Annotated in this window: 17 protein-coding genes; all 17 read right to left on the reverse strand. The window is 64.2% G+C overall.

Annotation, left to right across the window (positions count from 1 at the left end; all coding sequences use genetic code 11):
* Nucleotides 1-115: 115 nt before the first annotated feature.
* The gene (locus tag ACG04R_RS25300) at nt 116-1,069 is read right to left on the reverse strand and encodes a carbohydrate kinase family protein (protein ID WP_394416700.1); all 954 of its coding nucleotides are present in this window, start codon (nt 1,067-1,069) and stop codon (nt 116-118) included.
* Between the two features lie 21 nt (nt 1,070-1,090).
* The gene (locus ACG04R_RS25305) at nt 1,091-3,187 is read right to left on the reverse strand and encodes a glycoside hydrolase family 32 protein (protein WP_394416702.1); all 2,097 of its coding nucleotides are present in this window, start codon (nt 3,185-3,187) and stop codon (nt 1,091-1,093) included.
* Complete coding sequence (locus ACG04R_RS25310) at nt 3,181-4,236, reverse strand: ABC transporter ATP-binding protein (RefSeq protein WP_394416704.1); 1,056 nt, start codon at nt 4,234-4,236, stop codon at nt 3,181-3,183. Before ACG04R_RS25310 ends, ACG04R_RS25305 begins: the two co-directional genes overlap by 7 nt.
* A gap of 83 nt (nt 4,237-4,319) precedes the next feature.
* Nucleotides 4,320-5,204: a carbohydrate ABC transporter permease gene (locus ACG04R_RS25315; RefSeq protein ID WP_394416706.1), complete on the reverse strand. Its 885-nt coding sequence runs from the start codon at nt 5,202-5,204 to the stop codon at nt 4,320-4,322.
* A complete protein-coding gene (locus ACG04R_RS25320) occupies nt 5,201-6,259 on the reverse strand; it encodes a carbohydrate ABC transporter permease (protein WP_394416708.1) in 1,059 nt (352 codons plus the stop codon). The genes ACG04R_RS25315 and ACG04R_RS25320 overlap by 4 nt, the downstream gene beginning before the upstream one ends.
* Nucleotides 6,249-7,487, reverse strand: a complete 1,239-nt coding sequence (locus ACG04R_RS25325) for a sugar ABC transporter substrate-binding protein (RefSeq protein ID WP_394416710.1) — start codon at nt 7,485-7,487, stop codon at nt 6,249-6,251. Before ACG04R_RS25325 ends, ACG04R_RS25320 begins: the two co-directional genes overlap by 11 nt.
* Complete coding sequence (locus ACG04R_RS25330) at nt 7,484-8,512, reverse strand: LacI family DNA-binding transcriptional regulator (RefSeq protein ID WP_394416712.1); 1,029 nt, start codon at nt 8,510-8,512, stop codon at nt 7,484-7,486. The genes ACG04R_RS25325 and ACG04R_RS25330 overlap by 4 nt, the downstream gene beginning before the upstream one ends.
* 173 nt (nt 8,513-8,685) lie before the next feature.
* Nucleotides 8,686-10,821 carry a hypothetical protein gene (locus ACG04R_RS25335; protein ID WP_394416714.1) on the reverse strand — a complete coding sequence of 712 codons (2,136 nt, stop codon included), beginning with the start codon at nt 10,819-10,821 and terminating at the stop codon, nt 8,686-8,688.
* A gap of 15 nt (nt 10,822-10,836) precedes the next feature.
* Entirely contained in the window at nt 10,837-13,497 is a 2,661-nt protein-coding gene (locus tag ACG04R_RS25340; RefSeq protein ID WP_394416715.1) for a TonB-dependent receptor, read from the reverse strand.
* A gap of 127 nt (nt 13,498-13,624) precedes the next feature.
* Nucleotides 13,625-15,952, reverse strand: a complete 2,328-nt coding sequence (locus tag ACG04R_RS25345; protein ID WP_394416717.1) for a GH32 C-terminal domain-containing protein — start codon at nt 15,950-15,952, stop codon at nt 13,625-13,627.
* A gap of 313 nt (nt 15,953-16,265) precedes the next feature.
* A complete protein-coding gene (locus ACG04R_RS25350) occupies nt 16,266-16,520 on the reverse strand; it encodes a hypothetical protein (RefSeq protein ID WP_394416719.1) in 255 nt (84 codons plus the stop codon).
* Between the two features lie 173 nt (nt 16,521-16,693).
* Nucleotides 16,694-18,100 (reverse strand): porin, encoded by a 1,407-nt coding sequence (locus tag ACG04R_RS25355; RefSeq protein ID WP_394416775.1) that lies wholly within the window; start codon nt 18,098-18,100, stop codon nt 16,694-16,696.
* Nucleotides 18,101-18,108: 8 nt separating this feature from the next.
* Nucleotides 18,109-18,255 (reverse strand): hypothetical protein, encoded by a 147-nt coding sequence (locus ACG04R_RS25360; RefSeq protein ID WP_394416721.1) that lies wholly within the window; start codon nt 18,253-18,255, stop codon nt 18,109-18,111.
* An 82-nt stretch (nt 18,256-18,337) separates the two neighbouring features.
* Entirely contained in the window at nt 18,338-19,144 is an 807-nt protein-coding gene (locus tag ACG04R_RS25365; protein ID WP_394416723.1) for an oxidoreductase, read from the reverse strand.
* Between the two features lie 114 nt (nt 19,145-19,258).
* A complete protein-coding gene (locus ACG04R_RS25370; protein WP_394416725.1) occupies nt 19,259-22,387 on the reverse strand; it encodes an efflux RND transporter permease subunit in 3,129 nt (1,042 codons plus the stop codon).
* The gene (locus ACG04R_RS25375) at nt 22,384-23,502 is read right to left on the reverse strand and encodes an efflux RND transporter periplasmic adaptor subunit (protein WP_394416727.1); all 1,119 of its coding nucleotides are present in this window, start codon (nt 23,500-23,502) and stop codon (nt 22,384-22,386) included. The genes ACG04R_RS25370 and ACG04R_RS25375 overlap by 4 nt, the downstream gene beginning before the upstream one ends.
* Before the next feature lie 75 nt (nt 23,503-23,577).
* Nucleotides 23,578-24,195 (reverse strand): TetR/AcrR family transcriptional regulator, encoded by a 618-nt coding sequence (locus tag ACG04R_RS25380; RefSeq protein WP_394416729.1) that lies wholly within the window; start codon nt 24,193-24,195, stop codon nt 23,578-23,580.
* Nucleotides 24,196-24,247 lie beyond the last annotated feature (52 nt).

The following is a 24,247-nucleotide window of genomic DNA, read 5'->3' on the forward strand; positions in this document are numbered from 1 at the left end:
GTTCCAGGAATGCATAGCGTGCGCGTCATGCGCACATCCTCATCGTCGGCATCAACAATTTCGACGGTGAGCAAGGCATGGTGCGTGCAGGGTCACTCCGCGCTCAAGAGGTCTTTCAATGTCCGAGCAGCGACTTACCAAGATCATCCATTTCATCTCGCCGCGGGAGGTCCGCGCCGCGCCGCGTGCAGGTTATCGAGGCCGCCTTTGATGCAAATTCTAGGGCGAGCTTAAGCTGGTCTTCCTCAAGCGATTTGACAGCGTTGATCGACAGCAAATTCTGCTCTGCAAGCCAGGTAAGAAGGGCGGCCTGAAAGGTGTCGCCCGCTCCGACGGTGTCCACGACATCCACTGGCCGTGCCTCAACTTCGATTTCGCTTCGGCTCGTAAACGCGGCAACGCCGGCTCCTCCGCGGGTGACAATGACCAAGCTGCAGCCGGACTGCAGCCAGTCAGCCGCGATCTCCCGGGTCGACGCCCCGGGAAAGGCTAGATCCAAGTCTTCAGAGCTCACCTTGATGATGTGAGCCCTGCAAGCCATCCAAGCCATCAAGTCCCGCCAGCGCTCAAGGTTCGGTTCGACATTGAGGCGCAAGTTGGGGTCGTAAGCGATTAGGCGCTGGCCCCGTTCACGCTCGACCAAAACACGCTGTGCAGCGGCCACCGGCTCAACGACCGTCGAATAGGAGCCGAAATGCAGCGCCCGGATGTCGTCTCCCAGATCAGGAATGTCATCGGAGGTGACCATGCGGTCGGCGCACCCGGTGCCGTAAAAGGCGTAGGAAGCGGACCCGTCTGCCGTCAGTCCGACCAGCCCCAGCGTCGTCGGTGCGTCGACCAGCGGGCAGAAGCCGACGTCTACACGTTCGGACGTCAGTGCCTTGAGCAGCCGGTCTCCAAGGAAGCCCTTCGAGATGCCTCCAAAGAAGGCCACGGGCTGTCCTAAGCGCGCTAGGCCGATAGCGACATTGAACGGCGAGCCGCCCACGCGCGCGTCGAGCACCACGCCAGAGGACGTCTCCTGCTCCGCGAAGACATCCATCAGTGCTTCACCACAAACCAAGAACATCGTTGAACCCTTTCTGCTGAGTCAGGCGCCTGCGCCGTACATCGTGCCGCGGACGGCACAGAGCTCAAGGAGCCCGACCCGCGGGTCCTCCGCGCCGTGGAATAGGCCCAAGCCGATGTCGGCCGGGTCGCAGTAGACAAGGTCGGAGAGTGCGATAAGACCGTAGTCGGCAAACACCTCCAGCGTGCTGCCGTCGACCCAAATCTCAAGGCTGATCTCATCAGAAGTCAGCACGCGCGGCGCCGTGTGTCGCTCGGACTGGCCCGCGAACTCGGGCGAAGCTGTCGTGCGGTCGATGAAGAATGATTCCGCCGCCGGGTCGAATCCAACCTTGATCGCGCGGGCGGCGCCTTTGAACAGTTCCACGCCGATGGGTGCGCCGATCGCCGCTCGCGACAACCGCAGCTTCATCCGCAATTGACGGCCAGCACCCGCGGTGCCCGACAGCATGGCGGCCACCTGGCTGGCGGGAGCATCGGAGGCACGCTGCAGCGGCAGCGGATTGACCAACGCCCTCGCCTCTTCGACGACGGTCTGACAAAGGCGCAGACCTCGTGGCGTGGTCGCGAGGCTCAACTCGCGCGGCAACGACTGCTGGCCGCGCCAAGGTTGCGTGGGAATAGCCCGCGCGTAGTCCCAGTTGCTCATCCAGCCGAGCCAGACCACCCGGCTGGCTGGCATGTTGGCGAAGGTGATCGGAGCGTAGAAGTCGCGTCCATGGTCCGCCCAGAGCGTGATTTCGGCATTGCTGGGTTGGCGTATCGGCCGGTCCGTCATGACGACGTGATCGACGCTGATGTGCCCCCATCCGCCGGTCGCCTCGTCGACGATACGCAGCTGCGCTCCGAGGCCAATGAGCGTCGCGACATCCCAGGACACCCATTTCAGAATCTCCGTGTCGTCGCCCGAGGCTTGCTGAAGGACCCGCCCGCCGATGACCAACTCGATGCGCGTCACGTGATCGCGCCCCCCCGCGATCTGAAAGCACAGGAACGGCTTCGTGATCGTGAAGACCGGCGACGTCAACGTCCCCGTACTCCCATCGCCGCCATGGAAAGATGAAGCGAAGCCGCGACCCAGAAAGCCACTGACGTGCTGCTGCCCTGCGAGCGAACCACCGGCAGGTCCGCTGCCAAACGCCGTGCCGCTGACCTGCCATCCCGCTGGGAAGCGATCGCCTTCGAAGTCGGCTACCAGGTCGCCGGAAGGCGGTGTGACGGCATCCACGGTGTCACTGGGATCGGCCTTGAAGCGCGTGCCGTCGAAGTCGCCGACGAAGTATTGGACGCCGCTGCCGCCCCAGATGGAGCCCAGGTTGACCGAGACGATCAGCACCCAGCGCTTCAAGCCCGGCGCGCCCACCACGGGCAGCTCGAACAGATCCGGAACCTCCCAGATGTTGTTCGCCGCCGAGCCGGCCGGCCCGAACGTCGACACCTTGCTCCAGTTCTTCAAATCGGCCGAGGTGTAGAACCAGACTTCCTGGCGCAACGCTGCCACGACGAGCATCACCCAGCGGCGCGTTGGCTCGTGCCAGAACACCTTGGGATCCCGGAACTCTGTCGAACCGATGTCAATGATGGGGTTGCCGGCGTAAGGCACGAAGGTCCGCCCGCGATCAAGGCTGTAAGCGAGATGCTGCGACTGGATCTTTGTCGTCGGATCGAAGCCCGTGAAAAATGCGATCAGCGCCGGACTCGACGAACCTGCCGGGGCGAAGCCCCCCGTGTTGTCGTGGTCCACCACGGCACAGCCGGAGAACGCCATGACATGCTCGGTCGCAGCAATCGCCACGGGCTGCTCTTGCCAGGAGACCAAGTCGGTACTGACGGCGTGGCCCCAGCTGATGTTGCCCCACTGCGCATCGAACGGGTTGTACTGGTAGTACAGGTGGTACTCACCGTCGAACAGGACGAGCCCGTTCGGGTCGTTCATCCAGTTGCGTTGCGGGCTGTAGTGAAAGCGGGGGCGCCAGGCCTCCGACTTCGAGAGCGGGGGCTGGGGCGACGGTGTGGGGGGATTCACGATGGGAGGTGTCTCAGGAGAGTTGGTAGATGCGCCGCCGCCACAACCGGCAAGCGCCAAAGTGCCAAGGTAGAAAACGCGCCGGGTCAACACGGCACGAGGCGGGCGCCGCTGGTATCGAAGTAGTGAAGTCGTTCGGGCGCGATCCGAAGTGATCGGCCCTGGCCGAAGGCTGTGGTCCTGTCGGTGGTCAGCACCGTGATGTCATCTGGCATCTCCGGCAGGCCCAGGTGCACCAGGGACTCAGCACCCAACCGCTCCACCAGCCGCACGGTCGTGGCGTCGCCGGGCGCCAGATCAATGTGTTCAGGACGAGCTCCGACCGTGCCGATACCGGCCGCGGCCAATTCGGCATGTGTTCGGCCCGTCAGCATTTGCAGTAAAGCACCGTTGGTGGGGGCGACCTTGACCAGGTTCATCCGGTGCGTTCCCATGAAGCCGGCCACGAACAGGTTGGCAGGCGTATCAAACAACTCGTCGGGGGTGCCGAACTGCTCCAACCCTTGGCGGCTGAGGGCAACGATCCGATCGGCGAGCGTCATCGCCTCGACCTGGTCATGGGTCACGTAGACCGTGGTGATGCCATGGCGGCGGTGGAGCTGTGCAATCTCCGTGCGCATCTGACCACGCAGGTTCGCGTCGAGGTTGGACAGCGGCTCGTCGAACAGGAAGGCTCGGGGTTCCCGCACGATCGCTCGGCCTATAGCCACGCGCTGGCGCTGCCCACCGGAAAGCTGGGTCGGCTTGCGCTGCAACAGGTCCTCCAGCTGGAGCTGCCGCGCAGCGCTCATGATCATCTCGTGGCGCTTGGCCTTGGGCGTCTTGAGGATCTTCAAGCCGAAGCCGATGTTGTCGTACACAGACATGTGGGCATACAGCGCGTAGTTCTGGAAGACCATGGAGACACCGCGCTCGACCGGCGGCAGCTCATTGACCCTCGCGCCGTCGAAGCTCAACTCGCCGCCGCTGACGGCTTCGAGGCCCGCAATCATTCGCAGCAGGGTGGATTTGCCGCAACCTGACGGACCCACCAGCACGGTGAACTCGCCCTTGCGAATGTGCAGGTTCAGCCCCTGGAAGACGTAGCGGTCCGAGTGCTCCTCGTAGCGCTTGTCGACTTGGTCGAAAACTATGTTTGGCATGGTGCAACTGGGAACAGTCCGCGATGACTACCGATAGACATGAAGGGTCAAAAAAAGGGGGCGATTGGCGTGCAGCGGGGGTATCAGCCCTTGATGCCGGCGCCCACGACCGACCGGATGAAGTGCTTCTGGAACGCCAGGAAGAAGAGAAGCACCGGCAATGTGATCAACGAGGCGTAGGCCATGATTTCGCCCCACTGCGTCGTGCGGCCGTAGAACTGCTGGAGCCCGACCATCACGGTACGCGCCTGCGATGTGTGAACGGTCATCACGGGCCAGAGGTACTGGTTCCACATGCCCAGGAACAGGATGATCGCGGCCGTCACGATGACGGGCTTGCACACGGGCAGGACCACACGCAGGTAGATCGTCAGCGCGCCGGCGCCGTCCATGCGCGCCGCCTCCAGGAGCTCGTCGGGCACATCCTTGAAGAACTGGTAGAACAGAAAGACGCAGAAGGCGTTCGCCAGGAAAGGAATGAACTGCACGTGCAGGGTGTCCAGCCAACCCACGACAACGGCACCCGTGGCGATGTCGATCCAGGGCAGCTTGGACACGATGAGCAGCAGCGGGATGGCCAAGACCTCGAACGGCACGATGAGCAGGCCGATCACGATGGCTAGCGCCAGACCCTGGCCACGCCACTTCAGCTTGGCCAGCGCGAACGCGGCAGCGCTGTTGATGAAGATGCCCGCGACGACCGTCACCAGCGACACCACGCCCGAGTTGAAGAGGTAGGAGCCGATGGAGCCTTTCTCGAACATCGCACGGTAGTTGTCCAGGGTCCAGCTGGCGTCGGGGATCAGCGCGGTTGGGCTGCCCAGGTCCGCGAAGATCGTCTCGCTCGGTTTGAAGCCGGCGGCGAACATGAACAGCATCGGATAGGCGAACACGACGCCGGCCAGCAGCATCAACGCGACATGCAGGAGCCGACCGGCCACCCGCGCCCCTTCGGTGGATCGGCTCATGATCCCAACCTTTCCATGACCTTCTTCTGACCGAAGGAGAACAGCAGCACGAACAGGAAGAAGAACAGAGTCATCGCTGAGCCATAGGCAATGTCCTGCTCCCTGAAGCCCACGCGGACTGCGTGGAAGATGATGGTGCTGGTCGAGTCACGCGGCCCGCCACCGGTCAGCACATCCACCTGCGTGAACAGGCCGAAGGCCATGATGGTGGTGGACAGCATGACGAACACCAGCGTGCGCCTTAGGCCAGGCAGCGTGATGTAGATGAACTTCTGCCAGGCGTTGGCGCCCATGACGCTCGCCGCCTCGTACTGGTCGTTCGATATGCCCTGCAGGCCGGACAGGAAGATCAGCATCTGAAAGCCTGCGCCCTGCCACGCGGACATGATGGCTATGGACAGCATGGCCAGCCGCGGGTCGCCGAGCCAGTCGGGCTGCGCAGCGTCTTCGCCGAAGATGGCGCGGAGCACCTGGTTCAAGAGGCCCGCATCCGTGTGCAGGATCAGCCCCCAAATCGCCGAGACGACGACCATGGATGTCACGACCGGCGAGAAGAAGACCGTCCGCAAACCGACGCGACCGCGGAACTTCTGGTTCACCCACAGCGCCATGGCGAAGGCCAGGCCGCACTGCAGCGGCACGACCAGCAGCGCGAACAGGAAGGTGTTCGCGATGGATCGCAGGAACAGCGGATCACGGGCGCCGATCAGGTAGTGCGAGCCTGCCAGCCGAACGTCTGTGAGGTACTGGAACCCTTCAAATGCCGTGGGTTCGGCGCGCTTGAGCTGGCGCCACTGGCGTGAGGGAGCCAGCGGCTGTGCCTCAGCCTCAGACGGCGCCTTGACGACCTTGAACGAAAACATCCGGACGTAGTTGTCGAGGCCGACCCACTCCACGTTGTCCGTCTGCAGCAGCTTGACGTTGGTGAAGCTGAAGCACACCGCCATGATGAACGGCAGCACCACGAAGCCCGCGAACAGCAGCATCGCGGGGCCGAGGAGCGTGGCCACCTCGCCCCAGCGGGCGTGGCCGAAATGTTGGGTATCAGAAGCCATAGTCGCGGTTCCGCTTCATATCCTGCTGGATGGCCTCGACGGCTCGGTCCAGCGCTTCGGCCGCATCGCCCCCTTCGCGGACCTCCTTCAAGGCGCGCTCGAAGCTGCTGCTGATGAGGGGATAGGCCGGCGTCTCTGGGCGCAGCACGGCGAACTGGCGCGCGAACTCGAAGTAGTCCCGGCCATAGCCACCGACGCGGTACATCGGCGTGGCGCCTGCCGCGGCTTCGCTGGTGGGCATCAGGCCGGTCTCGATCGAGAACCGGGCAATCTCGTCCGTGCTGATCAGGTGTTCTATGAACTGCCGGGCACCGTCGGGATGGGGGCAACTGCTGGAGACCGCCCATTGCCAGGAGCCAGCACCAATGCGCGGCTTGTCGCCGAACGCCGGCGGCGGCAGCACAGCCAGGTCGTCGTTGAACTTCCGGCGGTACTCGCTGTCCGCCCAGGATCCGTTGTAGTTGAAGACCGCGCGGCCGCTGAGGAAAGCCTGCTCATCCACCGGCCTGCGTGACGCAAGACGCTCATCAAACAGGCTACGGTAGTAGTCCAGAACCGCCAGCGCCTTGTCGCTGTTCAGGACGCCGTCCACCACTTTGAAATTCCGTCGGTCGATCAGGTCGGCGCCCGCGCTTTGCAGCCAAGGGGAGAAGGCGTACGTCACCCACTCGCCGTTGCGCTGACCGTTCAGATCCAGGGGATACCTCACGCCTTGCTTCTTGAGCCGGCGCAGGATCTCGCGGAATTCGTCGGCCGAGTACGGTTGCTCCAGCGTGGCCAACCTTATGCCGTATTTCGCCAGCACGTTCTTGCGGGCGAACAAGGCCAGCGCGACGTCGAACTGACCAACCGCGTATAGCTTGCCCTTGAGCGTGGAGCGGCCGCCGGCGATTAGCTTGTCGGCACCGGCCGGGCGCAGCTGACCCTCAAGCGCCTGGATATGCCCGGCCCACGCGAAGTTGGGGACCGAGGGCTGATCGAGGTCGAGCACACAGGGCAGCTTCTTGGTCATCGCGGCGGCGATCACGGCCTGCTGATACGACCCCTGCGGCAGGGTCTCGACGACCACGTGCCAACGACTCTGCTTTCGGTTGAAGCGCTCCACGGCGTGGGCACTCGCGACCATCTCGCTGTCGCCGGTTTCATGACGCCAGACGTGCAGCTCTTGAGGAGCTGCCAGGGCGGCGCCAACGGCCAGGGAGAGGGCCGCCGGGATGGACCACTTCACCGTCGCCCTCCGCTCGTGACGCCCGCTACCGATGCGCGCGTTTGAACATCGCAGCGCTCCTTGAACTTGCCCGTCTGCGACGGATCGCAGGCCAGCTGCGCGGCACGCATGCCCATCTGAAGGTAGGGCAGCTTCACGCTCGTGAGCGGCGGGTCGGTGGCATGCACCAGCATCGGGTGATCGTCAAAGCCGAGCACGGACACTTCATCGGGCACGGCGATCTGGCGCTTGTGCAGGCACTGGATGATGCGCGCGGCCATCTTGTCGTTGCCGGCTACCATGGCGGTGGGCTTGTGCACGCGCAGCACCTCACCGACCAGCGCATCGATGGCGGCGAACTCGTCATCGGGGCTGCCGCCCTGGGATCCTTGCACAAAGATCGGCTCGGAGGCGCCATGGTCCTTGGCGGCCTTGAGGTAGCCCTTGTGGCGCAGTTGCGTGGCGCGCATGTCGGGGTACAGCTCGAAAACCACCACCCGCTTGTGCTTGAGCTCATACAGGTGCGCGAGGCCCTCTCGCGCGCCCTGCTCATCGTCGGGGACGACTGCCGGGAATTCGCCGCGTTGCGCGTAGCAGTTCAGCAAGACCATATGGAGGTCGTCGGCACGCTCGAGCAGCGCCGCGTCGATCGGACGGTGGAAGTGTGTGGCGAAGATCAACGCGTCGACCCGGTGCTCGATCAGCTCGTCGATGAGGGAGGGGATGTCTTCATCCGACCCGCCGCTTTCGGCGATCAGCAGGCGCTTGCCCTGCTGCTTGGCAGCGAGCTGCAGGCCCTTGATCAGCTCGAAGGAATCCGGGCTGGTGGTAATGCGGTCAGAGACGACGCCGATCAGGTTGGTCTTGACGCCTTTCAAAGAACGCGCGGCGATCGAAGGCCGGTACTTGAGCGCCTGCATGGCGCCAACGATCAAGGCCGACGTCTTCTTGGAGACGCAGTTGGGATCATTGAGGTAACGGGACACCGTCCTCACCGACACATTGGCGGCAGCGGCAACCTCGTATATCGTGGCCGAAGAAGTCATGTCTCCATCATTCTTTTGAGCAAATGGCCATCGGTAGCCATTTGTCTATCGATAGTAATTCTTCTGTGTTGAGTTGCCGCGCGGGTTTACCCGGAAGCTCAACGAAAAGGCGCCTTGCGGCGCCTCTGCGGTGACTTGCAAGGCGGGCAATGCGCCCGCCCAGCCCGCACCGGCTACTTCTTGCGGACCGCGCCCATGTAGACGTGGTCGAAGCTGACGAAGCCGCAGCCGCCGGACTCGTTGTCGAAGATCTGCACCTTGGCCTGCTTGCCAGCCTGGGCCGTGAGATCGATCGTGACCCAGTTGCCGTCATCCTTGATGGAGGACTGTCCGCACGAGTTGGGCGCGTAGGTGGCCAGGACCGCGCCCGACGCGTCCAGCACCTTGAGGCCGACCGTGCCGTTCGCATTCCCACCGGACATGAGGAAGTTCAGGAAGGGCCGGCTGGCATCCACCGTGAACAAAGGCGAGGTCAGGGTGCCCGTCGACGCATCGCAGCCCTTGCTGTTGCCATTCATCTCGCAGGTACTGACGGCTCGCGCCCCCACTCGCGCGCCGCCGGACACCCCTTTCCAGGCATCTGCGTTCGCGGGGTTGGCGAAGTCACCAGTCGCAGTCCACACCTGAGCTGCGGCTACGGCGTCATCGAAGTCGCCAATCACCTGAGTGAAGGCATCGGCCGTCACCGTGACATTGAATCCCAGTTTGGCCGTGGCTTCCGGCGTCAGCGCGACCTTGCCGCCATCCTTGCCCTTGCCGGAGGGATTCCAGGCATCGGCTGACTGGTACCACTGGTCGGTGCTGACGAAGCCGCAGCCGCTGGCTTCCTCGTCAAACAGCTGAGCCTTGATGTACGCCGTGTTGAGTGCCGAGACGTCGATATGCGTCCAGTCGTCATCGTTTTGGATGAAGGAGGGACCACAGCTGTCAGGGCTGTAGCTCAGCAGGACGTTGCCCAGGGTGTCCATGATGCGCATGCCGACTTTCTTGCCCGCGCCGCCACCATGCATCAGGAAGTTGAAATAGGCGTCGGTAACCTTGAAAGCCGGCGACGTGAGCGTGCCGGTGGGCGAGTCACAAGGCGTTCCGGGTCCTCCGATTTCGCAGGTGCTGATGGCCTTGTCACCCACTCGTGCAGCGTTCGCGTCGGTTCCAGTGGTGCCTTGCCAACTCGTTGCGGTCGGCGAGGCAAAGACACCCGTGCCCACCCAGCCGCGCTTGGCAACCATGTCGACCGGATTTTCGAAGCTTGCGAACGGGATCATCTTTTGGAAGGTCACGTCGCCTTCCACGGTGACCTTGACGGGCGTCAGCGGCTTGGTCAGCACGCCGGCGTTCGTGCCTCGCGGTTTGTCGGTCTGGTAGAAGTGGTCGAAGGCGACGAAACCACAGCCCGAGGAGGCGTTGTCGAAGATCTTGATCTGGACCTTCTCGCCGATCAGCCCGCTGGTGTCGAAGTTGACGTAATGCTGATCGCCCTTGAGCACGGGGTCGCCGCAGCTGTTCGGGTTGTAAGTGCCGAGTACCTGGCTGACTGACGAACCCGGAGGCGTGTAGAGAACCTGGGCGCCCACATCCGGCCCGCCGTTGCCCCCCGACATCAGGAAGGTAATCGAGTCCTTGGTGACGGTGACGTTGTTGATGGTGATGCTGCCCGTTGGGGCATCGCATCCGCCGCCGCCGATCTCGCAGGTTGTCACCGAAGCGTTGCCGATTCGCGCGGCAATGGGCGCCAAGGTCGGATTGTTGTACTCGAGGTTGTTCCAATTGGTGGTGTTGGCGAAGGCGCCAGTCAGCGTGTACTTGACCGTGTCCTGCTGCATCTGGGCGGGAAATTCGAAGCTGGCGATGACGTTCTCATCGACGAACGTTGTGTCGTCGGTGGTCACATGCGCAGAAGTGTTCGCGACGTGGCAGGTCGGGCAAGACGTCACCTTGATCGCCAGTGCGAGGGTCGAGGGCGTCGAGTAGGTGTCGTCCGCAACCGCAGTGATCTGGTACACGTTGTCTTTATTCGCGTCAGCCGGCGCCAGGAAGTTGGGCGGGATGGCAAAGCGGATCGAACCGTCGCCGCTGATCGAGAACAGGGCGGCATCCGGTCCGGTGAGCGACAGCTTGACGCTGTTGCCGTCCGGGCTTGACACCGTAAGCTTAGTCACGTCGCGAGTCTGCTCGGGAACACTGATGGTCCCCGGGTCGACGAAGACAGGTGAGTGCGGCTGCGGCAGTGCGCCGGGGCTACCGCCATTGCCGCCTCCGCAAGCGGCCAGCACAAGGCTCAGGGAGAGAAGGCACAGGAGCTTTTTCATCGTTGTTCTCCTGGATCAGAAGAAGTAGGTGTACATGGCACGGACCGTGCGGCCGAACAGGGGACGGCTCACGCCTCGGTTCGTGGCACCGTTGGGGCCCTTCAGGTCGATGAACACGGGATCGCCCTCGGTGAACGAGAGACGATTGGTGATGTTCGAGACGTGGAACTGGAACGCGCTGTTCTTGTTGAAGTCCCAGATGAAGCCACCGTCCAGGTGGTAGTACGCGGGGTACAGCGTGACGTTGACGTCCTGGGACTCAGAGAAGCGGCTGCCGAAGTAGGTGTACTTGGCATAGGGCTTAAACGGCAGACCGGTATAGGGCTTCAGGTCCCAGCTGGCCTGCACGTTGGCCATGACCTGGGCGAGACGACGCGGGCGCCGGCCGTCTTCCCCAATCTGCTCGAAGGTGTAGCCCGTGACGACATCGTTGACGCGGATCTCCTTGACGGTCCGGTAGTTCGCGTCGACGACCTTGGGATCCTGGATCACGCCGTTGAAGCGGAGCTCGAGCCCCTTCACGGCGCGCGGCCGCCAGGCCGCTTCGAGTTCCAGACCAATGTTTTGAATGCCGCGGCGGTAAAACTCGCGCACCAGGGGACAACTGTTGATGTCCACCACGGTGCCGGCCTGCTTGCACTGTGAGGAGGTGAAGTCGCGGTAATCGACGTACTGGTCGCGTGGGGTGAACTTGTTGTAGAAAAGCGCGACCTGGGTGTCCCAAGTGTCCGCATAGAAGCGGAGGCCCGTCTCGTACTGCATGATCCTCTCGACCTTGCTGCCTGGTGCGTTCGGGTCGAACTGCAGCTGATTGAGCTGCTCGAGGCTGGGCAGACGGAAGGATCGGGACACCAGGCCGTACACCGCTAGGTTGGAGCGGACCGAATAGTTACCGCCCAGCGACCAGCCGGTGCCACTGACCTTGGAGTTCAGGTACTGGTTCGCGCCAGGCAGCAGCACCTCGTCATCCGCGATGGTGTCGGCCGTACTGCCGGGCACCACGCCCGCTGGGGTCAGGTTGGTGGTCTGGTCGCGCACGTTGTAGACGACGTTGGCGCGCTGGGTCTGATGGCGCACGCCGAAGTCCAGCTTCAGGCGGCGGTCCAGCGTCTCCCAGTGGTCGTGAAGGTAGACGGCCTCGCCCTTGACCTTCGTGTCAGCCAGGTACCCGTTGAAGCCCAGTCGCATCACGCCGTTGGAGGTGACGGAGGGGCCGACCGGGTTGCCAGAGGCATCGATGGCTCGTAGATCCACGAGCTCGGGATGCTCGCCGATGGTGGAAACAAGCAGCGACTGCTGGAAGTTCTGCTTGTTGGAATAGTCGGTGAAGTAGCCGCCCAGCGTCACCCGATGCTCGCCCAGCCACTGCAGCGTCTTTCCCAGCTTCAGGTCGACCGAGGTGCTCTTGGCGTCGGTGGTGGTGATGAAGGGGATCAAGAAGTCGAGGTAGGCGCTGTCGGCTACGCGCGCGCCGCCGTTCAGGCCGTAGGCCGCCACACCGGTGGCCGTCGGGTAGAAGGCGCCGAAGCGCAGCACATCGTTGTTGTAGCGGGCGTTGTTGAAGCGCGCCGCCGTGGTCGTGTCGTTGCCGGTGAACAGGCCATTGAAGCCGCTGCTGCCGGACGAATGGCGCACACCGCCGTCGAAGGTCCAGCCCGAGTCGAACTCGTGGCTGAGCTTGACGGTATAGATATCGAAATTCGGGTGGATGCCGTCGGCCATGTCCACCTCGCGCTCACCGTACTCGCCGATCATCCGGAAGCGGCGGTTGGACGGCGAAGCCACCGTCCCGTGGGCGAAGTCGATACCGATCGGCCACACCTGATCCATTCGAATCTTCACCGGGTTGGCCGGCGTGCCGGGCTGCGAGATGGCCGGGATCTGGAACGGCACGTTCTGGTAGAACGCCGTGCGGTCGTTGATCTTCAGCGCGTGCAACTGGACCTCGGTGCGGCCGTCGTCCGTCTGGTAGACCAGGTTGCCGCGCAGCTGGCCGCCCTTGTCAGCCGTGTAGCCGGTGTCGCGCAAGCCGTCAGAGGTGCGATAGAAGCCGCCGACGGCGAAGGTCAGGTTCTTGTTGATCGGCCCTGACAGGAAAAAGTCGTTGCGCAGGAAGTTGTAGTCGGCGACCTCGAGCTTGTAGCCGCCTTCCAGGGTCTGGCCGCCCGTGCGGGTGATGTGGTTGACCGTGGCGCCAAGGCCGTTCGAATACAGGATGCCGCCGGTGCCGCCCTTGACCACTTCAACGCGCTTGGTCATCAGGTCGTCGCGCACCGCGACGTCGTTGTTCATGAACGGCACTTCCGGCTCTTCGAACCAGGGCAGACCGTCGATGAGCTGTGGGGCGTAGCGGTAGCCGCCAGTGACCGGCAGGCCGCGGACCGTGATGTTGTTGCTGGCCTCGCCGGCAGTGCTGCCCTCGGCAAAGATGCCCGGCACGTTCTGCAGCAGGTCGGCAGTGCTGATCGGCGCAAGCCGGCGGATCTCTTCCGCCGACAGCGTGTTGATGGTGTTGGTCGAGTCCTTCTTCAGCGTCTTCTTCACGCTGCCGGTGACGACAACGTCATCCAGGCGTTCCGTTGGCTTCGAGGTCGTATCCGGCGCCTCCTGCGCGAATGCGACCTGAAGGGACAACGCCAGGGGCAACAGGCGCAGCGCGCCTCGCTTCAATCTCATGTCTCGCTCCTAGTTTTAGTGTTTGGCGCTTCGATGTCGGCCAGCCGCTTCTCGCCCGGCCCGAATCGCCCGATCCGATAAATCAACAGTTCGTGCCCGCATCTCGGCGTGCGGGCGGTCGCCGCGTCTATTGCGGCAATCGCAGTGGCCAGACCTTGACCGCCGCCTTCATGGGCTGCGCGGTGTCTGCGCTAATCCGAATCCCCGTGCTGTTTGCCAACGACGGATAGCTGCGCACCGAGTAGGCCGCTGCGTCGTTGATGAATACCTCGACCGTCGACCCATCGACGATCGCCCTTATGCGGCGCATGGCGCCAAACGAATCCGCGGCGTAGCTCCCCTTCATCACTTGAGGACCTTCCCCATCAGCGGACAACGTCGAACGCGACTTGTCCACCATCACCTCGCCGCGCACGCGGTCGAAGATCAGCCGGGTGAACTCCCGGCCGTCCGGCGAGGCGAGCACATCGAGTTGGACGGGCGCCGCATCAGCAGGTGCGTCGTCAAGTTCGATCAGCATCTCGTAGGCCCCATGGCCTGCGTCGAGGGAGACTGGATCCCGGCCGATCGATACGCCGGATCGGTCGACCACCGCGCCTTGACGCAGCTTTACCAGCTCGGGTGCGGGTCGTTGGCCCAGGGTGCGGTTGTCGCGGAGCAGATACCACGTCCGCGGCAGGCTGAAGGTATGCGCCCAGCCCGCTTGCCTCTGCGCTAGCGGCGTGCGGCGCTCATCGATGATGCCGATGGCTCGCAAGCTGCCATCGTCGGCCCGGCCTACGGTCGGCGCGAGATGGCCCGGGACGAGATCCAAGAGCTTGGGCGTCGGCGAGAACGGCTTGAACGTGCCGTCGGACCAGGTGCCGGTCCAATAGACCGCACGCGTGCTCGGCTCGCCGTACTTGCTTACCTTGCCGCCGATGGGGTTGACCAACAGAATCCACACGCCGTCCGACAGCTGCTCGAACACCGGCATTTCCCAGATCTCCGAGCCGATGTCCAGCATCCGATAGCTGGGATCCGTGAACCGGGGCCTGGGTTGCCAACGTCCGCCCTTGTCGCCCGGTTCGAGCACGTAGTACAGCAGGCCACCGCCGGTATCGAGCGCGGCGCCGATGATCATGTGCCAGGTGCCGCCTTCTTTCCACAGGAAAGGGTCGCGCATGTCCCGGGCGCCACGTGAGTTGAGGATGGGACCGGTCTTTTTCCATTCGCGCAGCTGCGGGTCCTCGCTGATGGCCATCGCCACGCCCGGGTTGCTCGCCGCCAGCCGATCGCCATGGTTGACGCTCGTATAGAAAGCGAAGGCCTTGCCGCCATCTGCGATGACATGCCCCGACCAGATGCCCTTCATGTCGAAGCCGAAGTCGTCGCTTTGCAACTCGGGCATCAGCGCGTCAGGCTGACTCTCCCAGACGACCAAATCTCGACTCGTCATGTGACCCCAGTGCATCAACGTCTTGAACGGGCCGTTGGGCGTGCGTTGGTAGAAGACGTGCCAGGTGTCGCCAATACGGATCAGGCCGTGAGGTTCGTTGGTCCAGTTGGCCGGCGGCAGCGGATGCACGCGAGGACGCAACGTGTCGTTGGCGAAGCGCGTTGCCGGCACCACGAGCGCTGGCTCCGCGCTCGTCGTTGATGACGGGCCCGACAGCAAACGGCGCTGCTCGGCATTGAGTGCAGCCGCGTACACGGCGACTTGGTCGAACGCACCGTTGAGCCGATTGATCGTGAAGTCCAGGATCTTGGTGTCGGTGGGCGCTGCAGCCAGCCGCAGTGGCGTCGACGCCAACTCCAGCGTCATGCCAGGGACACCTCGTACGGTGCCGATCAGCTCGTCACCTTGGTAAAGCGAGGCGACGCCGGTGGAAACGTCGACCGTGGCCACCAGGTGCACCCACCGCCGAAGGGGAAACTTCGACTTGGCCTGGATGCGCAAGACGCCGGCGGACGTTGCCACCTTGAATCCCCACCGTCCGTAAGCGTCGATGTACAGATCGAAACCCTTGCCACCAGCGGCCTGCTGAATGAACGACGACGGCACCATGTCCTTGACCGGCACCTCGAGGTCCGACGGATAGCTCTCCAGGGCGACCCACAAGGACAGCGTGAGGCCGCTGCTCGGGCTCAGGGAGAGCTTCCCTTCGGCGTAGCTTGAGAAACCGTCGGTTCGCCATGCGCTGCCGGCGACGCCTGGCACCACGTCAGGTGCCGAGAACTGCGTCTTGATCTGCAGGCCGCCCGGTAGCTTTCCGGCCGAGAGCTCATCAAAATCGGCATGCACGACTGGGTCAGGCAATGTCGCCGCCGCCATGACGGCGTTCGAGCCTGTCACGCATACCAGCAGCGCCATCGTGACCAGCCAACCTCGCTTCAGGCGATCGCGCAGCGACGCATGAGCCGGCTCAGAGCCGGTTCGAGCGTGCGCCTTCAAGGCGTCGTCAGCCGAGATCACGTGAAGCACCTATGACAACGATAAACAAAGAGGTTCTGCTCCACAGATTGGTCTATCGATAGACATTTTTGGCAGACAATTGGGCCGGATGCGCGAGTGACCATGCCACGCGGATCAACGCTGCCTCGGGAGGCGCCGGCCGTCGAAGCGCTGATCGCGATTCTCAACTGGCTTTGACTATCGATGGTCATTTTTAGGGAGAAGAAAGGCCCGCAAGGACCTGAAATGTCTATCGATGGTAGTTCTTCGGCAAAAAACTGGCTTTAGTGTTTCCCCCAGGTACGCTTCAAACGCGTGGCGCACGCTTTCGCAACTACTCGGCCAACCTATCGGCGCCCGGAAGATTCGATTCGTGTCGAGCGAAACGGAGCTCGCGCTCGATCAACTTGTCGATGGTGTGACGGACGCGGGACGAGAAGGCGACCGCATATGCATTCGCTGTCTTGCGCACACCGAACGAGATCGCTGCAGCCCCCACGGCCGCCGCCAGCATGAGATCCGCCAAGGCAGGGCTGACGTTGCCGCGATTCCTCGGGTCTGTCAGCAGCTCGGCGACCATCTGTTGCACGTTCAACAGCCTCGCGCTCATATTGCGTTCTTGCCGTCAATGCCCGCGCGCCGCCGCAACGATGGGGCACGCGCTCTTCCTCACATTCGCTCAAGGGCATAGCTGTCAACTCCAACTTTCCAAACCACCTCGACGCGCCAAAGCCGGGAGTGTCGAGGTGGAACTGGCGTGGTTCAGAAGCTGTGACGGATCCCGAAGGCAAGGATGCTGGACCTTCCGTCCGGAGAAATGCCGACGCCGTTGAAGGCCGGCGTCTCACGCAGCCCCAGCGCGGCCAGGACCGCGTCGGGGCCGCCAGAGACATTGATCGGCCTCGCGCCGGTGGGCGTCACGCCCACGATGGGCAGCACGTTGCCCTGCCGGTCCTCCGCCACGGCCAGGCGCGAATAGATCACCGTCCGCTTGGACAACTGATAGTCCACGCCCAGCGAGACGCCGATGTTCTTGCCGCGCGTGAAGTTGGTGAAGCGACTCTCGCCGGCCTCGCCGATCCAGGCGAAGTTGCCGACGGGAACTCGCGCGCCGACGACGAACGTCTGAATCTTTGGATCGAAGCCGCCGGCGCCGGGCAGGCGCAACGGCGGCTGCCCAGGCAGATTGAGGACGCTGCCATCGAAGTAGCGTCCCTCGTGGTACAGAGCGTGCAGCGAAGGTCCCTCAGCAGACAGCAGGTACTTGCCGGCCAGAGCGAATCCCCAGTAGCGATCCAGTTCGAAGATCGAGCCGCCCTGCGACAGCACAGGGACGTCGAACTCGTTGTAGTGGACGCCTGCGCTCACACTGAACGTCGGTGCGGTGTAGCCCAGGAACAGACCACCGGAACGCCCGCGCTTGCCGCCGGACTCGGAACCCGAGGCTTCGACGCCGGAAGTGGCACCGCCCAGCATCGACCCGGTTGAGGTGGTCACGGTGCTGCCGCGCGCCGGGCTAACGATGCGCGATACACCCGCGTTAGGACTGTAGGACATCGCAGCGGCAAAGCCTCCAACTCGGGCCCAGTAGCTGATCTGGTTGTCCTGCCTGATCTGCAGCGTGTTGGTGACCAGGCCGGCGGTGAACAGATCGGTGCCAGCGAGGCCATCGGGCGTGCCCGCGGCGAAGGAGAAGAAGATCGGCGCGTACTGGCGACCCAGGCGAACTTCACCGCCAGGCGTCGTCAGGTACACCATGGCTTGCTTGCCGAAGAAGCGGCCGTCCTGTGACAACGTGCCGTCGTCGCTGCCGGGCTGAGACTCAAGCACAAATCCCGCGGCGTAGCCGCCGCCCAGGTCCTCGCGTCCCTTGAAGCCCAAGGTATTGGTGCGCGAAAGGCTCTGCGTCACGCGGGTCTTTGTCCCGGCGCTGCCGGGCGGAAAGATCAGCGCAGCGGATGCTCCTGTAGGCGAGCCGGCGCTGCCCGTCGTCTTGTGCGTCGTGTCGACCGCAGTGTCGACGTTGCCGTACAGCGTAAGGACCGCTTGTGCGCTGGCACCGAACGCGCAGACAGAAAGCGCGGCCGCCAGGCCGACGCGGGTGCGAATGTTCATCTTTGTCCCCGGATGGTTGTAGTTGCTGACGAGCCAACGGCTCGCGTCGGCCACGTTCAAGTTCAGGAGGTCTGCTCGCAGCCCGGCGGCGTGTAACTGAGCTCTCGCTGGATCTGAGGCGCATCGCACGACTTCTTGTCGACCGGTGCCGCGCAGCCGGCGAGCGCGGTGAGCACCGCAAGGAGAGAAGCGCGTAGGTAGGTCTTCATTTGGGGAACTCCTTCAAGGTTTGGCCCCAGTGGGCCCGGTAGGGCAATGGCTTGCCGAAATCGACACGCGACCGGACGGGGCTCAGCCCAGGCCCAGCGACTTGCGCAGGCTCTTGTCGACCGGGCCGGCCGGCATGAAGCGGCGCAACTTGCTCAGCAGGGCCGCCTGCCCCTGCGGCGTGCGCCGCATCCGCCAGGGCCCGAATGCCGCTTCGACGATGGTGTCGGCCACCTTCTCGGGTTCGTCGCCCGCACTCACGCTGGCGGGGATGGCATGCAGCACGGCCTTGCGCTCACGGTCGTAGGCATCGATCAAGGTCGCGGCCAGCGGCGAGTTGGCTTCGAGGTTGGTCTTCGTATAGAAGGGCTGGACCAGGGTCACGCGGATGCCGAACTGGCGCACTTCGTGGTCCAGCGACTCCGACAAGCCCTCGACGGCATGCTTGGACGCCGCGTAAAGGCCCATGTAAGGCGCGGGCAGGAAGCCCAGCACCGAGCTCACGTTGATGATGCGGCCCTGTCGCTGAGCCCGCATGTGCGGAAGCACCGCCTGCGAGACCCTGAGGACGCCAAGCACGTTGGTGTCGAAGAGCGAGGCCGCCTCGGCGGGCGTCGTCTCTTCCACCGCACCGACCATGTTGAAGCCAGCGTTGTTGACGAGGACGTCGATGCGACCGGCACGCTTGATGACGTCGAGCACGCCGGCGAGCACCGAGGCGTCGTTGCGGACGTCCATTTCGACCAGCTCGACGCCGGCTAGCGGCTGGGCTTTGGCGGGTTTGCGCACGGTTCCGAAGACACGGCTTCCTCGGGCAACGAACTTCTTGGCCGTGGACAGGCCGATGCCGGACGAAACGCCAGTGACGAGGACGACAGGTGGGTTGTTCATGGAAATCTCTTCTTGATCAAGTGAACGAGGGCGAAGCGCGGCCTCGCGCCTGGCGCAGCAGGCGCGATGCCTCGTTGTGTGGGTGCCGCTGTTGGCCGCGCAGCGGCTGGCAGGTCAGCTGATGGGGCTGGGCAAGTCGCCCACCTGGGCATGGCTGGCCGGCGAAGCGCCGGTCACCGCCCTTTCTCCGCCTGGCCGGATTCGGAACCAGATCGAGTACATCGCCGGCAGGAACACCAGCGTCAGGACGGTGCCCGCCAAGGTGCCGCCGATGAGCGTGTAGGCCAGAGTCCCCCAGAACACGGAGTGGGTCAGCGGGATGAACGCGAGGATCGCCGCCAGTGCCGTCAGGATCACCGGACGGGCCCGCTGCACGGTCGCCTCGACCACCGCCTGGAAGGGCGGCAGCCCGGCCAACTCGTTCTGGTGGATCTGCCCGATCAGGATCAGCGTGTTGCGCATCAGGATGCCCGACAGCGCGATCAGGCCTACCAGCGCATTGATACCGAAGGGCTGGTGGAACACGATCAACGTGGGCACCACACCGATCAGACCGAGCGGGCTGGTCAGGAAGACCATCACCATGGCAGCCAGAGAGCGCACCTGCAGCACCAGGATCAACAGCGTGACGGCCAGCATGATCGGGAAGATCGGCAGCATCGCCACCGTCGCCTTGCCCGATTCCTCGATGGAGCCGGCCTGCTCGATCTTGTAGCCACTCGGCAGCCTCTCCATGATGGGCTGGAGCTGTTTCGTGATGGCGGTGGACACATCCGGCGGCTGCAGGTCTTCGGCGATGTCGCCGCGCACCGTGATCGTGGGCATGCGGTCGCGCCGGCGCATGATGGGTTCCTCCGTGCGCACGTCGACGACGCCGACCTGCGAGAGCGGGATGCGCTGGCCGTTGACACCGGCCAGCGTGAAGTCGCCGATCCGCGCCGGGTCGAGCCGCACATTGCCCGCCGATCGCGCGACCACCTGGACCGTCCGGATGTCCTCGCGAACGGTGGTGACCGGTACGCCGCTGAGCAGGAACTGCAGCTGCTGCGCGACCGAACTGGACGTCAGCCCCACCGCCTGCAGGCGCTCCTGCTTCAGCGTGAAGTGAAGCGTTGGCGTGCGCGTACCCCAGTCCGTATTGACCGTCCGCATCATGGGACTGGCGTCCATCACCTGGCGCACCTCGGCCGCGATCTTGCGCAGCACGTCGGGGTCGGGGCCGGTTACCCGGTAGGCCACCGGGAAGGGCGAGTAGGGACCGAACACGAGCTGGGTGACGCGCAGGCGGGCTTCGGGCGCCAGGCCGTCGGCGATGGCCTGGCGCAGCCGGTGCTTCAGCGCCTCGCGCTCGTTCTGGTTGTCGGTCCGCACGACGATCTTGGCGAACGACGGGTCAGGCAGCTCGGGCGCCATCGAGAAGTAGAAGCGCGGCGCGCCTTGACCCACGTAGGCGGTCACGATCTTGGCTTCCGCCTGCTTGGCCAGCCAGGCCTCGACCTTGGCGGCCGTGACGTTGGTCTGGCTGATCGAAGTGCCGTAGGGCATCTGCACCTCGACCAGGACCTCAGGCCGATCCGAGATCGGGAAGAACTGCTTCTTCACCACGGACATGCCGAGCACGGACAGGACGAACAGTCCAACGACCGAGCCGGCGACCCACCATTTGCGCGCGACGACGCGGCCGAGCGTCCTGCGGAACCGGTTGTAGCGCGGCGTGTCGTACAGCGCCTCATGTCCACCTTCCACCGTCTTGAGGTTCGGCAACAGCTTGACGCCGAGGTAAGGCGTGAAGAACACGGCGACGACCCAGGACGCGATCAGCGCGATGCCGACGATCCAGAACATGTTGCTGGTGTATTCACCGGCGGTGGACCGCGCGAAGCCGTTGGGCATGAAGCCGACGGCGGTCACCAAGGTGCCCGACAGCATGGGCGCGGCCGTGTGGCTCCAGGCATAGGCCGAAGCGGCCAGGCGGGTGTAGCCCTCCTCCATCTTCACCACCATCATCTCGATGGCGATGATGGCGTCGTCGACCAGCAGGCCCAGCGCGAGGATGAGCGAGCCCAAGGTGATGCGGTCGAAGTTCTTGCCCGTGGCCAGCATTACGACGAAGACGGCCGCCAGCGTCAGCGGCACGGCAGCGGCCACGACAACGCCCACGCGCCAGCCCATGCTGACGAAGCACACCACCATCACCACCAGCAGGGCGACGAAGAACTTCACCATGAACTCGTCGACGGCCGAGCTGATGTTCACGGCCTGGTCGGTGACCTTGGTGAGGCTGATGCCGGTCGGCAGTTCGGCGTTGATCGCCTTCGTTTCGCCGTCGAGCGCCTTGCCAAGATCCAGGCCGTTCCAGCCGTCGCGCATGACGATGCCGAGCAGCAGTGCGGGCTCGCCGCCATTGCGGATCAGGAAGCTCGCCGGGTCCTCATAACCCCGCTTGACGGTGGCGATGTCCGACAGCTTCAGGGTGCGCCCCTGCGCCACCAAAGGCGTGTCGCGGATCTTCTGCAGGTCGTCGAACGCACCATCGACACGGATGAAGACCTCGGGGCCTCGGGTCTCGACGGAGCCCGCAGGCGTCAGCGCGTTCTGGCCGTTCAGCGCGGCGAACACGTCCTGCGGGCTGAGCCCCAGCGTGGCGATGCGCTCATGGGAGAACTCGACAAAGATGCGCTCCGACTGCTCGCCGACGATGTTGACCTTCTTGACACCTGGCACATGCAGGAGCCTCTGGCGCAGCTTCTCGGCATCACGCACGAGCGTGCGCTGCGGCTCGCCCTTGGCCTTCAGGGCATACAGCGCAAACGTCACGTCCGAATACTCGTCGTTGACGAAGGGCCCGATCACGCCCGGCGGCAGGTTGCGGATCTCGTCGCCCACCTTCTTGCGGGCCTGGTAGAACTCGTCCTGCACCTCGCCAGGTGGCGTCTTGTCCAGCAGCGTCAGCGTCGTGAAGGCCAGGCCCGGCCGCGTGTAGGTCTCGGTGCGGTCGTACCAGCGCAGCTCCTGCATGCGCTTCTCGATCTTCTCGGCAACCTGGTCCTGCATCTCCTGCGCGGTGGCGCCAGGCCAGGCGGTGATGATGGTCATCACCTTGATCGTGAAGGCCGGGTCCTCCGCGCGGCCGAGCCGGAAGAACGACATCACCCCCGCCATCGAGATCAACAGCAGCAGGAAGACGGTGATGGCGCGCTCACGGACCGCAAGCGCCGACAGGTTGAAGCGGCTCTCGCTCACGGGTGGCTCCCGCTGTTCGCAGCAGCCATGGCCTGATCCATCACCCGGACCTGCGAGCCCTCGCGCAGCAGATGCGCGCCGAGTGCCACGACCATTTCGCCGCGCTTGATGTCGCCCACGATCTGTGCGCGGTCATCGTCGACACGCTTGATCGTGACTGGGCGCCAGGTGATCTTGGTCGGCGAACCATTGACGACCCACACGCCTGGGCCCTTGCCGGCGTCGAACAGCGACGCGATCGGCACCTGCCAGGCCGGTTGACCGGTGGATGATTCGGCAGCCGTTTCCACCGTGACCGTTGCCCCAAGCGGAGCGTCCGCCAGCGCACCGTCCAGGACATAGCGGGCTTCAAAGGTTCGGGTGAGCCGGTCGGCCGCGCTTGAGAGCTGCCTCAGCTTGACCGGACTGGCCGCGCTCTCGCCGCCAAACAGCCAGGCTTCTGCCTTCGACCCAATCGCCGGGCGCAGCGTCTCTGGCAGTTGGACGACAGCCTCGCGATGACCTGCATGCGCCAGCCGTACCACGGGTTGACCAGCCCCCACCACCTGGCCAGGTTCAGCCAGCGTTTCGGTGATGACGCCGTCGGCATCAGCCACCAGTTCAGCGTAGCGACTCGCGTTGCGGGCCACGCTGGCTTGGGCTTCTGCGGCGCTGAGCTGCGCCTTGGCCGCGTCCGCCGCCGCCTTGGCCTGGTCGTAGGTGGCTGTCGAGATGGCGCCGGTGCCGCGGAGATCGCGGTATCGGAGCTCGTCGTCAGCCGTTTGCTGCGCGCGCGCCTTGGCGGCCGCGACCGCGTCGAGTTGGGCCTCTGCGGCCAACTTCAGGTCCACCGGATCGATGCGCATCAGGACCTGGCCGCGCTTCACGGTCTGGCCCGTGTCGACCAGGCGCTCCAGCACCTTGCCCGGCACCCGAAAACCCAGGTCGCTTTGGACCCGAGCCGCGACGGTTCCCGTGAAGGACCGCGATGAACCCGAGGCGTCCTGTACGGCTACGGTCCGCACCAGCGGCAGCTGGGTGCGCGCATCAGTGGTTGCCGTCGATTCGCCGCATGCGGCCAAGGCCAGCGGCAGTACGCAGATGAGCGCAGAAAGAGCGAGGCGAGGCCGGCGCATGAAGGTCCCTTGGGTGACGAATCAGGACCTTCATTTTGGAACGTGTGACCAATTCAGTCAATAGTCACATTGAATTTAAGGTGACAGGCTTCTCAGAACCAGGCTGGCCAGCAGCGCCGGCGCCTGATCGGTGCTGTCCATGCTGTGCTGCAACAACAGGGGATTGAGGTAAGGGCGCATGACCAAATGGATCGCCAGCACCGTCTCGTCCAGCGGCGTTTTGCGCTCGAAGTCGCCGCTTTGCCGGCCTTCCTGCAGCACGTCGCGAAGCAGTTGCCGCGTACGCTCTTCGTAATCGACGACCGCTTGCCAGCGTTCGGTCGCCGCCGAGGCGGCGATCTCGAAAAGCTTGCGGTCCTGGAAGAGGAGGCGCAGGGTCGCCTCGGTGCTAGCCTTGAAAATGCGGCGCAGCTTGTCCGGCGGCAGGCTGGCTTCTGCGACCGATGCGCTGACTTCGGCCTCGATCTGCCTGAGGCAGTTCGCGCAGATCATTTCGCCGATGGCCTGCTTGGATTCGAAGAACTTGTAGATGTAGGCCTTCGAAAAGCCGATGGCCTTGGCAAGGTCGGACACCGTCGTCTTGCCATAGCCGTAGCGGCTGAAGTGCTCGGTGGCAGCGGCCACGATCTGGTCGCGGACGTCATGGTCGGCCGGGCCGCGGGCCGGTGCGGGAAGAGTGCTCGTCGGGGTCATGGGCGTCAGCTTACGGTAGCCCCAGAGATTGGACAACGAGTGACCATTTGAT

Source organism: Pelomonas candidula (genome assembly GCF_043555985.1).
GTDB classification, from domain to species: domain Bacteria; phylum Pseudomonadota; class Gammaproteobacteria; order Burkholderiales; family Burkholderiaceae_C; genus Pelomonas; species Pelomonas candidula.

Bases quoted from the DNA above. Each gene is read 5' to 3' on its own strand.
- ACG04R_RS25300 (WP_394416700.1), bottom strand. From the start codon at position 1,069: ATGTTCTTGGTTTGTGGTGAAGCACTGATGGATGTCTTCGCGGAGCAG.
- ACG04R_RS25310 (WP_394416704.1), bottom strand. From the start codon at position 4,236: ATGCCAAACATAGTTTTCGACCAAGTCGACAAGCGCTACGAGGAGCAC.
- ACG04R_RS25315 (WP_394416706.1), bottom strand. From the start codon at position 5,204: ATGAGCCGATCCACCGAAGGGGCGCGGGTGGCCGGTCGGCTCCTGCAT.
- ACG04R_RS25320 (WP_394416708.1), bottom strand. From the start codon at position 6,259: ATGGCTTCTGATACCCAACATTTCGGCCACGCCCGCTGGGGCGAGGTG.
- ACG04R_RS25330 (WP_394416712.1), bottom strand. From the start codon at position 8,512: ATGACTTCTTCGGCCACGATATACGAGGTTGCCGCTGCCGCCAATGTG.
- ACG04R_RS25335 (WP_394416714.1), bottom strand. From the start codon at position 10,821: ATGAAAAAGCTCCTGTGCCTTCTCTCCCTGAGCCTTGTGCTGGCCGCT.
- ACG04R_RS25340 (WP_394416715.1), bottom strand. From the start codon at position 13,497: ATGAGATTGAAGCGAGGCGCGCTGCGCCTGTTGCCCCTGGCGTTGTCC.
- ACG04R_RS25360 (WP_394416721.1), bottom strand. From the start codon at position 18,255: ATGAAGACCTACCTACGCGCTTCTCTCCTTGCGGTGCTCACCGCGCTC.
- ACG04R_RS25365 (WP_394416723.1), bottom strand. From the start codon at position 19,144: ATGAACAACCCACCTGTCGTCCTCGTCACTGGCGTTTCGTCCGGCATC.
- ACG04R_RS25375 (WP_394416727.1), bottom strand. From the start codon at position 23,502: ATGCGCCGGCCTCGCCTCGCTCTTTCTGCGCTCATCTGCGTACTGCCG.
- ACG04R_RS25380 (WP_394416729.1), bottom strand. From the start codon at position 24,195: ATGACCCCGACGAGCACTCTTCCCGCACCGGCCCGCGGCCCGGCCGAC.